Genomic DNA, 13,184 nt, shown 5'->3' on the forward strand with positions numbered 1-13,184 from the left:
GGGGCTGACCAAGGCGCTTGCGCATTTTGTTCGGGGGGTGGTCAACGTAATATATTAAACCTATCGAATAATGGAATAGAGAATGCAGTCTAAAGGACTATTTAGTTAGAAAGGGCTTTATAGTAATAATCTAGCTATTTCCCAATAAATATAGTGAATTAGAATTACTGTTCCACTACTAATAATTGTAAAAAAAACAGGAAGGATAGTCGATTTTTAAAAGACTGAATATTCACTATAATAAATGAAACCACACTACCCCTCTGAATCATCTTCATTGCCACTCCTATTAGTGTGAGTCCATCATGACCTACATAGCTGCTTGTCCATTCTATTTTAAGGGAGGAAACTGAATGAAAAAAGGTATTTTCTTAAATGCTGCGATGGTGGGAGTACTAGTGTTTTCCGGAACTGGAACGGCCGTGTTTGCCCATGATGAATTTGGGGGTGGAGAGGAAAAAGGAGAGAATCTGGCTGGTGTCGAATTGTCAGTACCGCTGCTTGAAGGAAGCAAGAATGTTGGCAACTTAAAGGAAGTGGCTGCGGTTCCACTTAAGCAAATTCGGGAAGGTGTTAATAATACAACCGGGGATGTTTATGCTTATAAGGGTTATGCCTATCTGGGAACGCATTCTGCTAATGGGGGCGGTGGAGGAGTAAGGGTTTTTGATATGAAGAATCCTGCCAATCCAGTTGAAGTTTCCTACTTTGCCTCCATCCTAGGCACCTGGCAGGAAAAAGTCATAGTGAAATCGGTCAACACTCCGAACTTTAAAGGCGATTTGGCTGCTGTTAGTGTTCAGAAGGTAGACCGGAACAACCCTAATGCAAAGGGCGGATTTGCCTTGTACGATGTCACGAATCCCGCTAACCCTAAAGAACTCGGTTTTTGGGAAGACTCATCCGGCTCGCGAGGAACCCATGAATTGTATTTGACTGTACAAGGAAAAAACGTATACGTCCTGACAGCGAATTGTTATGCTGACTTTTACTCGCATGGTGAAAAAATGGATGTAAACATTGTGGATGTTTCCAATCCGGCTAAGCCCAAAACCATTTATGAGTTTGATCCGCGGGACCATATTGGCGAAGTAAGCGATGAAAACTATGATGGCTACAACTGGACAGATGAAGAAGGCGTCAAACGTATGGCATTTGCCCATAGTGTAAAAACCGATGTAACAGGCAAAACGGCATTCCTGTCATATTGGGATTTGGGAACCATTATTCTTGACATAAGCAATGCGGCTCAACCAGTTTACCTTGGCAGGACTGATTTTGCCAATGAAGTACAGGGTGCAGCACACTCAATGGACCTTGCAAAGGGTGGGGATGTCCTTGTTGAAACCAGGGAGGTATTCGGCCCGACAAGGAATGGCTTTGAATCCGCATATGGATATACGATGATCTATGATATTAAAGATAAATCAAAACCAAAGCTCCTGAGCACATTCAGGACAGACTTCACCGAAAAAATTCCTGGAGGAGCAACAGTCCACGATCCAAAAGTCCACGGTAATACTTTGTATTTGTCCCATTATTCAGGCGGGGTAAGGACAGTTGATATTTCAGACCCTTCTTCACCAGTTGAAACGGGCGTATACATTCCAAGCAAATCGAATATTTGGGGAGTTTTCGTGGACCGGAATTACGTTCTGGCTTCCGATATCGGTTCAGGTTTGAAAGTTCTGCAAAAAAATGGCTCCACAGCCAAAGGTGAAATAAAATAGGTCAATTCTGTGGTAAAAACCCGAATAGCTTTCCGTTATTCGGGTTTTTGAGTTGAGGATTATTGAAAAGTGAATTAATACGTCAGCGCCGCCCGGCAGTGGAGATAGTCATCGCTCCCTAGCTGGCTGAACGCAAAGTCACCTGTGTCATAAATTGAAATCGAAGCCGGGTTTTCGGGAAGAACGTTGCGGCCGACCCGGTATGTGCCCAGCCGTTCGCCGACTGGCAAATACGTTGGGCAGACAGCGGTCCAATCAAGGCCCGAATCCTTCAGGATAAGCCATGCCTTTAAATGTTCTTCCGCATCCTTTGTACTTGTCCTCCGTGACTCCGGCGATTGGAAACGGTAAAGCTCAGGCGCTGTCCGGGCCTGGGTGATGCCGGCTGTGCTAACCATGATGATTCGTCTTATTCCGTTTTCCTTCATGGCAGAAACTATATGCGGCATGGAATCAGAAAGGACGGTAGAGCCGCCTGTGTTCAGCGAGCTAATTACCGAGCCGCAGCCTTTCATTGCGGTTCGTACATTGTCTGGGTTTGTTGCATCTCCTTTGAAAATTTTGAGCCCGGGGCCGGTATGCTTCAGTTTTCCTGGACCCCGTACAAGCGCATGGACTCTGTAACCGGCATTCAGGCAGTTTTCGAGGATGACCGAGCCGACTCTTCCGGTTGCGCCAAACAGGCATATGTTCATGAAAAATTCACCTTTCTGTCACTGGATTGTGATTTTGCCACTCGCCATTCATGGTATTTTAGGAATGAAAGAAACTATGTCAAACAGGGGTGCTGTAAAATGTTTTCAGTAACGCTTACGATTGGCAGTCTTATGATCCTTGTCTATTATATCGGATATATGATTGCAAAACCCTGATTCTGCAGACGGCTGTCTGCAGTTTTTTTTTCGCTCCGGCTTGAGCCTTTTTATAGCCCGTTGTCCAGGGTTAGGAATTCCTCGGCATCCCTGGCACATAACCGGAGCCCTTTCTCCCAAAAGCCGGTTGTGGTGATATCCTCGCCCAAGTGCTTACTTACCAGTTCTTCCGCCGACATTTTCCCGGAATCACGCAATAAATTAATATAGCTTTTTTCAAATTCAGGACCCTTCGTTTTAGCGGAGGCAAAGATGCTTTGAGAGAATAAATATCCAAACGTATAAGGGAAATTGTAAAAAGGCGATTTGGTCAGGTAAAAATGCGGCGTCCAGATCCATGAACGGAAGGAGGGGCTGCCGAACGAATTCATATATGCTTCATCCATTGCTTCCCGCATGAGCTTATTCAACCGTTCCGCTGGTACATACCCACTTTTTCGTTCATGGAAAAAGCGTTCTTCAAATAAGAAGCGAGCGTGAATATTCATGAAGTTCATGACACTCCGCTTTAATTTTTCATCAAGGATGAATCGTTTTTCCTCCCTGCTATCGGCCTTTTCGTAAGCAGCATTCAGGATTGCCAATTCAGAAAACGTGGAAGCCGTTTCGGCCAAGCTCAATGGATAATACCGATTCAGCCCGCGGACAGGTTTCAAGGCATGGTTATGGAAAGCATGGCCAAGTTCGTGAGCGAGGGTCAAAACATTTGGAATCCTGCCGCCATAACCCATGAATATTCGTGACTCGCCGGACAGTGGAAAGCCTGCGCAAAAGGCGGAGCCAGCTTTTCCGAGACGGTCCTCCGCTTCGACCCAGCCGTTTTCAAAGGCGTGGTGTGCAAAGTCTTTCATTTCTGAGCCAAAAGCGCCGAATTGTTCCATGATGAAATCCGCCGCCTCGTCAAAGGGAATCTCGTGATGCGAGGATGGGGCGGGAGCCCAAAAATCATAGGATTGCAGTTTTTCGCTGCCAAACAGCTTTGCTTTGTGGTTAAGATATTTGGCGAAAACAGCTTTGTATTTCGTAACGGCACTCCACATTGCGCCGAGGGTTTCCTTTGTAATACGGTTTTCGTGTAAAGGGACCTCCAATACGTTTTCGATGCCCCGTCTTTTATACATCTCAATCCGGAAGCTGGCAATGTGGTTAAGGATTTTCGCGAAAAGTTCCTCTTTTTCCTCCAAGGCACTTTCCAGGGCAACATGCGCCATTTTTCTCACAATCCGGTCCGGGTGGGAGCGCAAATTGATGGCCTGGCCAACAGACATTTCCTTTTCCGCTCCGTCAATTTGGATAAAGACTTTAATACTGCTGATTAGTGTTTGGTAAAACTGGCCCCACGCATGGTACCCGTCGACACTTAAATCTGCAAGTAGCTTTTCCTCTTTTTCGGGGAGCTGCCACTTCGCTTTTTCCCGCCATTCATTTAAAAGTAATCTGTAATCATCCAACTCTTCAGATGCAAGCATCTGCTCCCAGGCATCGCTGTTTAAGGTTGTCATTCGGCTCTGGACAAGTTTTTTCGATTTATCGTATCGGGCATTCAAAGCGGCGGTCTTGCCCTGAAGGGATAGGGCATACGGGTCTCTTGGATTTTGCGCGATAAGACATATGGTAAATGAAGATGCCTGGGAGAGGTGGATGCGGATGTCGCCTAGGGAATCCAAAAGTTTTTTAGTTTCATAGGAATTATGTATATTTGCAGTTTCTGCTTCAGCTTCTAAACTATCAATCATATCTTCAGTATGAGCAATGTGCCCGGTGAGTTCTCCGGAATTTTTAAAAAGGCTTTCCAAATCCCAGTTTTGCGGATACTTATTTTTTTGCATAGTTTACCTCCGTGCTATTTATTACGAACATATATTCCTGTTTTAATCATCTCGTAAATAGGAGTTTTTTGCAAAAATAAGAGATGTTATGATGGAATTGGTGAAAGGAGATGAATATATGGACATTTCAATCAGGCAGGAAAAAGAATCGGACCATCAAGCTGTGGAAGAAGTGATTAAGCGGGCGTTCGCCGCAGTGGAAATCAGTGACAAGACAGAGCATCAGCTTGTAAAAAGGCTCCGTGGCTCCGAAGCATTCATCTCGGAACTCTCGCTTGTCGCGATCCATGAAGCGACTGGCGAACTGGTTGGACACATCCTTTTTACCAAAGCTCGAATTGGTGATGCCGAAACGCTCGCACTCGCACCGGTCTCTGTCCTCCCGGAGTACCAAAACCGTAGGATCGGCGGAGTTCTTGTAAATACGGGGCTGGAGGCGGCAAAGGAGCTGGGTTATATGTCTGCAATTGTCCTCGGCCACCCGGGCTATTACCCGAAATTCGGCTTTAAAAAAGCTTCATTTTGGGGAATCAAAGCGCCGTGGAACGTCCCGGACGAAGTCTTCATGGCACTGGAACTTCGTGAGGAATCTCTTGATGGGATATCCGGAACCGTTGAATATGCTGACTCGTTTAATCAGTAAAACTTAGAGATGAGGCTTGAAACGGGTCCGATTTTTTAAAAAATGAGAATTTTTTTGAAAAGAACCCTTTCTAAAGTCCGGAAAGGGTTCTTTTGTGGTTAAGCGGAATGAACCTTGGGTCCCATCCGTCCAACTTAACCGCTCACGTTTTGCTGATGATCTTATCAATAATCCCGTACTCCAAAGCTTCCTCGGCACTCATGTAAAAATCACGGTCTGAATCCTTGGCGACTTTTTCAACAGGCTGGCCGGTGCGTTCGGAAATGATCCCGTTGACATGCTCGCGCAGTTTCAGGATGCGGCGTGCCGAAATTTCAATTTCGGTTGCCTGGCCACGGGCACCGCCGAGCGGCTGATGGATCATGATTTCGCTGTTCGGAAGGGCATATCGTTTTCCTTTCGTCCCGGCAAGGAGCAGCATCGCGCCAAATGAAGCGGCCATACCGATACAAATTGTGCGGATTTCCGGTTTGATGAGCTCCATCGTGTCAAAAATCGCAAACCCGGCGGACGTTGAACCGCCCGGACTGTTGATGTAGATGGAGATGTCCTTTTCTGGATTATCGGCCTCAAGGAACAGCAGCTGGGCAATCACGCTGTTCGCTACCTGGTCGTTGATTTCGTCCCCGATAATGACAATCCGGTCCTTCAGTAGGCGCGAATAAATGTCATAGGACCGTTCGCCGCTGCCCGATTGTTCAATAACATATGGTATTGGTGCCAATTGAAATCCTCCCTCATAGCGCGCGGCCAGCTGAAACCCATCGGCAAAAGGGGGTTACGCCGCCACGCAGTAAAATTCGAGAGATGAACGGGAGTGCTTTTGCGGTGCCGGTTTTCGGAACTCCGCCAGCGAAGGGATTTTAGGAAGATTTTTTAGTAAAATGGCCGGGTCGCCCTGCTCGAGCGCTTCCGAAAATAATTCCTCCATGAGTTCCTTGTCTTCATCCAGCTGCAGGGGGGCGACAGCATGGAGATGCCTTTCCTTTTCCAACCGGTTCTTTGCCCGGTGAAGAAGGGACTTTACCGCCATTTCCGAAGTATCCATGAGGTCCGCGATTTCGCTCGCCTGGTAACGGAAGCCTTCTTTCAAAAGGAACATGACCGCTTGCTTCGGAGTTAGCTTTTCAAGTAAAACCTTCACTGCATCAAGCCTTCCATCAATTAGTCCGCGCTCCTTTTCAGCCGCATCCACGGGAACACCGACAATCTCATGCCGCCCCTTCCTGGCAAGATCAATCCAGTGATGGTAGGCGATTTTTTTCAAAAGGGGAGTGGATAACTGGCAAGGCGAGTAATGCTCCATTCCCTTGAGGACAGCCGCCTGAAAAAGGTCATCGGCCTCCCAATGGTCTTTTGCAAGAAAGCGGCAATACTTCTGCAGGGAATCGCACAGCCTTTGAAGCCGCTCTTCTTCAATCTCAACAAAGAATTTCTCCTCCGCTGGCGTGTTCTTGCTGGCAACCATACATCGTCACTCCTTTTTGCCTCTCTTCCCTCTATAACGGCGGGGGACTTCGAAAAGATACGGGCAAGTTGATTTAATTTAATTTATTTTACCACTTCCTCTTTGGATACCTGAAATTTACGGGGACTGTTACGTTTTTAAAAAAGAAACCCCTTATTTGGCTTTTAAAAGTAAAAAAGGGGAAAATGGAATAAGGGAATACAAAGGAATTTTGGCAATAGAAAGAGCGTTTGCAAAAAACAGGGTCCGCTTAGCGCGGCGAGAAATGGGAGGAGAAAAATGGAGTACCGCATTGAAAAAGATACACTTGGCGAAGTAAAGGTCCCGATTGACAAGCATTGGGGTGCTCAGACGCAAAGGAGCCTTGAGAATTTTAAAATCAGCACGGAAAAAGTGCCGCCAGATCTCATTTACAGCCTGGCTACCGTCAAGCTTGCGGCGGCAGTCGTGAACAACGCGGCAGGAAAGCTTTCGGATGAAAAGAAGGATGCGATTGTCCACGTATCCGCGGAAATCCTTGAAGGGAAATATGACAGCCATTTCCCGCTTGCCGTTTGGCAGACAGGCAGCGGCACGCAGACAAACATGAACGTCAACGAAGTCATCGCGAACCGGGCAAACGCACTGCTTGAAAGTGAAGGCAGCATTACAAGAATCCACCCGAATGACGATGTGAACATGTCGCAAAGCTCAAACGATACCTTCCCTACAGCGATGCACATCGCGGCGTACGGAAAAGTTGTTTCGTCGCTATTGCCCGCGGTTGAAAGGCTTGCTGAAACCTTCCGCCAAAAGGAAAAGGATTATGAGAGCCTTATTAAAATTGGGCGCACCCATCTCCAGGACGCGACCCCGCTAACTTTAGGACAGGAAATCAGCGGCTGGCGGACGATGCTTGAAAAAAGCGCGGCAATGATTAAGGAAGCGAGCAAAAGCCTGCTTGATTTGGCAATCGGCGGGACAGCGGTCGGAACAGGCATAAATGCCGCTCCGGATTTTGGCGGCCAGGTAGCTGAGGTTATATCAGGGGTTACCGGCCATTCGTTCCGTTCTTCCGCCAACAAGTTCCATGCGCTGACGAGCCATGATGAGCTCGTATACGTCCATGGCGCGATGAAGGCCCTTGCTGCTGACCTGATGAAAATTGCCAACGATGTCAGATGGCTTGCGAGCGGGCCGAGGAGCGGAATCGGTGAAATCACCATCCCGGCAAATGAACCGGGGAGCTCCATCATGCCCGGAAAGGTGAATCCGACCCAAAGCGAGGCGCTGACAATGGCGATCTGCCAGGTATTCGGGAACGACGCAACGATTGGCTTTGCCGCCAGTCAGGGGAATTTTGAGTTGAATGTCTTCAAGCCGGTCATCATTCATAACTTCCTTCAATCGGTAAGGCTTCTCGCCGATGGAATGGACTCTTTCAATAATAATTGCGCGATGGGCATCACAGCGAATGAAACAGCTATAAAGGCGCAAATGGAACGCTCGCTCATGCTCGTGACAGCGCTCAATCCGCACATCGGCTATGAAAAAGCCGCGCTGATCGCCAAGCTTGCTTTCAACGAAAACTTGAGCCTAAAAGATGCGGCCATCAAATCCGGATATCTGACCGAAAAGGAGTTCGACGAATGGGTACGCCCGGAGAATATGGTCTAAAGGAGAGTTCGGGTGGCCGGTTTTTAGAAGGGCATTGTTCAACTGATTCAGTATGGAACCTTTGAATGCAAAATGCCCCCTCAATAATAAGGAGGCATCCTGCTATTGGCTGGGCTGGCCGGAGTCGCACCGGCTCGCCGGGACAAGCGTGTTGCCCGGCACTGGAACCCAACGATAAAATGCGAACAATGTCACTCCCTGAATAATTTTGTTTCACAGGGTGTTTCACAGGTGGATTCCATCTCCCAGGCTGATATCCTGCGGCACTATCTAGTTTGGACAATCGCCGTTCCATTATTCAGATTCATGCAGGGAAATTTTGCATAGAAACAACAGAGCCGCAAACACTAACCAAAAAGGGAGGGGATTGGACATGAGAGTATGCCCGGTCTGCAACGGACTAAAAAAAGTCGATGTGAACTGCGAGAACTGCACCAACTTAATGGAGGAAAAGGGGAGGTATATGGACTACTTCGACGACTACAGCCCCTACATGCCAATCGATCAGATGAAACTCGAGGACGGCATACCCGACGACCACAAAAACCGCCAATGCCCCCACCTCTACCGCTGCCCAGCCTGCGGGACCGATAGCGTCATCCTGATAGGAGAATAGCCTTTTTTGAAAATGAACCCTGTCTTTCTGATGCCAAACGGCTCATTCAGAGGCAGGGAATGGAGACACAAAAAGCTTTCAATTAACCCAAAATTAGAAAATTATAATCAAAAGAGAGCACCGCCCCTTTTGGGTGATGCTCTCTGTTTTTACTAATAATTAGTTTTGGAAGCCGACGCTATTTATTGCTCTCCGGCAGGACGGATGCGCAGCTCGTTTTCAACATCGAAGAAGTGGACCTTGTTCATGTCGAAAGCAAGATCAATCTTGTCGTTCGGATGGATATCGGAGCGGGAATCAACCCTAGCCACGAAATCCTGGCCGCCAAGGGTTGAATAGATCATTGTCTCGGCGCCGGTCAACTCGGAAACATCGACAGTCGCAGTAATTTTCGAGCCAGATGAAGCATCGATGAAAACAGGCTCATCATGGATGTCTTCAGGACGAACGCCGAGTACGATTGGCTTCCCTACATACCCTTGTTCGCGAAGGTATTTCATTTTGCCCTCCGGAACGGCAATCGATACATCCGCGATAACAAATTTGCCATCTTCCAGTGTCCCGCGGAAGAAGTTCATCGCAGGGGATCCGATAAACCCGCCAACAAACACATTCGCAGGCTTTTCGTAAACCTCTTTTGGAGAACCAACCTGTTGGATCAAGCCATCCTTCATAACAACAAGGCGGGTCGCCATTGTCATCGCTTCGGTCTGGTCGTGGGTCACGTAAATAGTCGTTGTATCAAGGCGGCGGTGAAGCTTGGCGATTTCCGCGCGCATCTGGACGCGAAGCTTCGCATCAAGGTTGGAAAGCGGCTCGTCCATCAGGAACACTTTCGCGTCACGGACGATCGCGCGGCCAAGGGCGACACGCTGGCGCTGACCCCCGGAAAGAGCCTTCGGTTTACGGCTTAAATATGTTTCAAGGCCAAGGATTTTCGCGGCCTCTTTTACTTTCTTGTCAATTTCAGCCTTCGGAATCTTGCGGAGTTTCAAACCGAATGCCATATTGTCATAAACAGTCATGTGCGGGTAAAGGGCGTAGTTCTGGAATACCATTGCGATATCGCGGTCTTTTGGCGCAACGTCATTGACCCTTTTCCCATCAATATAAAAGTCGCCCTTTGTAATTTCCTCAAGGCCGGCAATCATCCTCAATGTCGTGGACTTTCCGCAGCCGGACGGTCCGACGAAAACGATGAATTCCTTATCCTTAATATGAAGATTGAAATCTTCAACCGCTGTCACTTTGTTGTCGTACACTTTATAAATGTGATCGAGAATTAACTCTGCCATGTTTGAATCCTCCTATAATAAAAAATCTCTTGCTTTAAGTGTACGTGAAACGGCGAAAAAACCATATGGACAGCCTGCACAAAGATAAGCGTCCTGTTTTTGGGCAATGTGCATGGGTGAAGCAGTGAAGCAGGGGACGTTTCTACTGCTTCATCGGAAAACAAAAAGACCGCCAGATGTGGTTGGCGGCCTTTAGCTTGTTCCCCGGTCTCTTTCATATAAAAGGCAGGCAAGGTAAACGGTGAAGGCGGAGTGGAAATCCTTCAGGCTGACTCCTGTCTTATCGGCGAATTTATCGACCCGGTATTGGAGCGTGTTGCGGTGGATGTACAGTTTTTTTGCGGCAAGGCTCGCATTCGACCCATTTTCGAGAAATCCCTTTACCGTTGTGAACATCTCGTCGTCACTAATGAACGCCTCCGCGAAAACAGTGTTCAACGCTTCGGCAAGCGGCCCGGGCAGCAGTGACGCGACATAGGCAGGAAAAACCTTTTCAAATGTGTAATAACCTTCCGGAGGAATGTTCTTTTTCGCAAAATCAAAATAGTTCCGCTCCTCCCTGAATTGGCCTGGCAGCTCATCGGAAGTTGTTAACTGCCTTCCAATATAAATCTTCGTTTTTATGTAAAAGTCGCTTTCAAACGCATCTGCCATCGAAGCAATGTCCCGCTCGTCTAGTGAAAATGCGCCACGTTCAATCGCTAGAGCCCTTTCCGAGCTTTCCCAAAGAATAAGGATTTCTTCAGGAAAAAATCCCTTGATTGCCGTTTCAAGCTCCTCGCGGTTATGGTTTTCCCCAAGGAACTCAAACTGAATGAGCCGGATAGGTTCCCCTTCATAGCCGGCAGGCGGTTCAGCGCCTTCAAAAAGGTATTCCTTCCATTGCCGCGGCAGGGGAGGAAGATTTTCAGACGGCGCCTCTGCCTGGACATATATCGCCCCCAGAAGGTCCAGCTCCTTTTGGTTGAGCATTTCCTCGGGAATGAACATCCAGTTCCTCTCGGCTTCATTATGGAAAATATAAAATTTTTCTTGTCCCGGTACAGGCGGTTGCTCCGTAATAAAGGCTCCCGGGTAAAGCGTAATCAGCTTTTCGAACATAATCGTTCTCCTATTTTTAAAAATTCGTCTAACTCAATTATAGCAATGAACCGGTAAAATGCTAAAATGCCGGGCGCGCCCGGCACTAGCGATCATACACATGAAAAAGCATCAATTCGTGAACCTTGCTTTCCACGTCAGCCTTTTCAGAGTCATCCGGGATATGAAGTTGCCATTCAATTTTCCCATCTTGAAGATAGCGGCCCGTACGTTTCAGCTTTTTGTAAAAGAACGAAAACTCCCAGCCGGGAATGTCCGTGTTTTTGTACAGTGGCTTGTATTGAAAATGTGTCAGCAATGAGAATCCCCCCGACTCAATTGTAGCGTACAACCGGGAAAGGAGCGAGGAGAAAGCGAGTAAGCCACCTTGTTAGTGCGGCCCTGCCTATCCAATCATCCTGTTTAAAAAACCAATAACCCATACAAGAACCGCCGTTACAGCAATGACAGAAAACAGCATTTTCACCGGAGCTGCCTTCCATCCGGAACGCAAAGGGGGAAGGGCGTGCAGCGCGAAAGTTGCCAGAAATACAGCCAGTGGGACCCAATCAAGAAATGACTCACGGTGAGAACCATCCAGAGCATTTGAAATCGTCTGCGCAAAAAAGTAAAAAAACGAACCCGCATGGGCTGCGCAAGCTACAAGAAATAGCGGCAGTGACCGCTTATTTTTAAACATGAAAATCGGCTCCTTCGAAATAGCATTTTTTCTATAGTATGTAATGAATTATACGCCGTACCCGGGAAAACAGTTTGTTTTTTCGGTATAATGAAACTAAATGTCCAACTACTTATGAGGTGTAAAATGCAATTTACTACGAAGATAGAACCATTTTTGAAGACACAGGATCCTTTCCTTCTTGATTTTATTATGAATATGGTACGGGATTATCCTGGGATGCCAGAACAGTGGGCCACAACCCTATTCGAAAGGGCTTTGGAATCGGAGCAAAATGCCGATATTATCCTGTCCAATACGAAAAATTTTCCGTTGGCTGATGATTCAATTGATATCTTATTAAACGGGTTGAAAAGAGGAGGTCCATCGGCAAGTTATTTTAAACATTCCCTTTATCAAATTAATACCGAATCCGCTCTTGAAAAGAGGCGTGAACTGGGGCCTTATTTGCCTGATGAAATGTGGAAGACATTTGATTTCATTGTGAATGCCGAAGATGAGCATGAAATGTGGGAAGCATATGCCGAAATTTTGGCTGAATTGGACCGAGGCGGGAACAATATTCTCCTCCATTCGAGGGCTAAACGGATGGCAGAAGCCATGCTGGAAAGAGGATGGATGGACGAAAGTGAAATCAAAGCTGTCCTTACCGGGAATGCGGAAAAAGATATCCAGCATACTTCTTGGGGAATGCTGGCCTCCTACATGGCGGCGAAACTAAAGTTGAAGGAATACATTCCATTAATAGCTAAACTTCTGGCCAGTGATGATTACAGTGTACAGGAAGAGGCCAGCGATGCCCTAATCGCATATCAATCAGATGATGTTATTGAAGCCGTTGTACCTTATTTACATCACAAAGATGCCATTATTTATGCTGCTTCAGTTTTAGCAAATCTAAAAACCGATCTCTCGTTAAAAACCTTAAAAGAACACTACAAGCTCGCCGGTATCGAGGATAAGGAATTCTTTTTCGAGGCGCTTTGCCATTCACTGTCCCCAGAGGCACTTCCTGAAATTCAAGATTTCATGGAAAACGGCCCGGATGGGATGGTTGTTGAGTATGAATTGAATCTGCTTGGCTACCATGTGATGACGGGTATCCCTTCTCCTTACGTTAATACTTGGAGAAAGATTCTTGTAGAACGAGAGCAATTATTTGGAGAAATTGAAAGAAATAAAAAGGAAAAAAGCCCACAAGAGGCAAGAATAAGTGAAAAAATTGGCAGGAACGACCCTTGTCCGTGCGGTAGCGGTAAAAAATACAAAAAATGCTGCGGGATGTAAAAGGAGGC

Annotated in this window: 14 protein-coding genes; 6 read left to right on the forward strand and 8 right to left on the reverse strand. The window is 47.0% G+C overall.

Annotation, left to right across the window (positions count from 1 at the left end; translation table 11 throughout):
• Positions 1 to 353: 353 nt before the first annotated feature.
• Positions 354 to 1,730, forward strand: a complete 1,377-nt coding sequence (locus AR337_RS15330) for an LVIVD repeat-containing protein (RefSeq protein ID WP_059172893.1) — start codon at positions 354 to 356, stop codon at positions 1,728 to 1,730.
• A gap of 74 nt (positions 1,731 to 1,804) precedes the next feature.
• Here the strand turns inward: AR337_RS15330 and AR337_RS15335 are convergent, their stop codons facing one another.
• Positions 1,805 to 2,425, reverse strand: coding sequence for an NAD(P)-dependent oxidoreductase (locus AR337_RS15335; protein WP_059172894.1), 621 nt, complete (start codon positions 2,423 to 2,425; stop codon positions 1,805 to 1,807).
• Positions 2,426 to 2,652: 227 nt separating this feature from the next.
• Positions 2,653 to 4,431 (reverse strand): M3 family oligoendopeptidase, encoded by a 1,779-nt coding sequence (locus tag AR337_RS15340; protein ID WP_059172895.1) that lies wholly within the window; start codon positions 4,429 to 4,431, stop codon positions 2,653 to 2,655.
• 118 nt (positions 4,432 to 4,549) lie between these two features.
• Between AR337_RS15340 and AR337_RS15345 the strand changes: the two genes are divergently transcribed.
• Positions 4,550 to 5,074 carry a GNAT family N-acetyltransferase gene (locus AR337_RS15345; RefSeq protein ID WP_059173285.1) on the forward strand — a complete coding sequence of 175 codons (525 nt, stop codon included), beginning with the start codon at positions 4,550 to 4,552 and terminating at the stop codon, positions 5,072 to 5,074.
• Positions 5,075 to 5,216: 142 nt separating this feature from the next.
• On the opposite strand, the gene clpP is transcribed toward AR337_RS15345, so the two are convergent.
• Both clpP and AR337_RS15355 read right to left on the reverse strand, forming a co-directional pair.
• Positions 5,217 to 5,798: an ATP-dependent Clp endopeptidase proteolytic subunit ClpP gene (gene clpP, locus AR337_RS15350; RefSeq protein WP_059172896.1), complete on the reverse strand. Its 582-nt coding sequence runs from the start codon at positions 5,796 to 5,798 to the stop codon at positions 5,217 to 5,219.
• A gap of 54 nt (positions 5,799 to 5,852) precedes the next feature.
• The gene (locus tag AR337_RS15355; protein ID WP_059172897.1) at positions 5,853 to 6,542 is read right to left on the reverse strand and encodes a sigma factor-like helix-turn-helix DNA-binding protein; all 690 of its coding nucleotides are present in this window, start codon (positions 6,540 to 6,542) and stop codon (positions 5,853 to 5,855) included.
• A gap of 279 nt (positions 6,543 to 6,821) precedes the next feature.
• Here AR337_RS15355 and fumC point away from each other — a divergent pair, with 279 nt between their 5' ends.
• The 3 genes from fumC (at position 6,822) to AR337_RS15370 (ending at position 8,814) form a co-directional block, all read left to right on the forward strand.
• Positions 6,822 to 8,198 carry a class II fumarate hydratase gene (fumC, locus tag AR337_RS15360; RefSeq protein ID WP_059172898.1) on the forward strand — a complete coding sequence of 459 codons (1,377 nt, stop codon included), beginning with the start codon at positions 6,822 to 6,824 and terminating at the stop codon, positions 8,196 to 8,198.
• Positions 8,199 to 8,303: 105 nt separating this feature from the next.
• On the forward strand, positions 8,304 to 8,525 hold the full coding sequence (locus AR337_RS15365) for a hypothetical protein (protein ID WP_059172899.1): 222 nt from the start codon (positions 8,304 to 8,306) through the stop codon (positions 8,523 to 8,525).
• Between the two features lie 46 nt (positions 8,526 to 8,571).
• Positions 8,572 to 8,814, forward strand: coding sequence for a hypothetical protein (locus AR337_RS15370; protein WP_059172900.1), 243 nt, complete (start codon positions 8,572 to 8,574; stop codon positions 8,812 to 8,814).
• Between the two features lie 182 nt (positions 8,815 to 8,996).
• On the opposite strand, the gene AR337_RS15375 is transcribed toward AR337_RS15370, so the two are convergent.
• The 4 genes from AR337_RS15375 to AR337_RS15390 all read right to left on the reverse strand — a co-directional run bounded on the left by AR337_RS15375 (position 8,997) and on the right by AR337_RS15390 (position 11,889).
• Complete coding sequence (locus AR337_RS15375) at positions 8,997 to 10,109, reverse strand: ABC transporter ATP-binding protein (RefSeq protein WP_059172901.1); 1,113 nt, start codon at positions 10,107 to 10,109, stop codon at positions 8,997 to 8,999.
• 192 nt (positions 10,110 to 10,301) lie between these two features.
• Positions 10,302 to 11,210 (reverse strand): CdaR family transcriptional regulator, encoded by a 909-nt coding sequence (locus AR337_RS15380; protein ID WP_059172902.1) that lies wholly within the window; start codon positions 11,208 to 11,210, stop codon positions 10,302 to 10,304.
• 85 nt (positions 11,211 to 11,295) lie between these two features.
• Complete coding sequence (locus AR337_RS15385; RefSeq protein WP_059172903.1) at positions 11,296 to 11,508, reverse strand: YheE family protein; 213 nt, start codon at positions 11,506 to 11,508, stop codon at positions 11,296 to 11,298.
• 87 nt (positions 11,509 to 11,595) lie between these two features.
• Positions 11,596 to 11,889, reverse strand: a complete 294-nt coding sequence (locus tag AR337_RS15390) for a hypothetical protein (RefSeq protein WP_059172904.1) — start codon at positions 11,887 to 11,889, stop codon at positions 11,596 to 11,598.
• 126 nt (positions 11,890 to 12,015) lie between these two features.
• Here AR337_RS15390 and AR337_RS23950 point away from each other — a divergent pair, with 126 nt between their 5' ends.
• On the forward strand, positions 12,016 to 13,176 hold the full coding sequence (locus AR337_RS23950; RefSeq protein WP_059172905.1) for an SEC-C metal-binding domain-containing protein: 1,161 nt from the start codon (positions 12,016 to 12,018) through the stop codon (positions 13,174 to 13,176).
• Positions 13,177 to 13,184 lie beyond the last annotated feature (8 nt).

This window comes from Bacillus sp. FJAT-27445, assembly GCF_001510665.1.
GTDB lineage: Bacteria > Bacillota > Bacilli > Bacillales > Cytobacillaceae > Bacillus_D.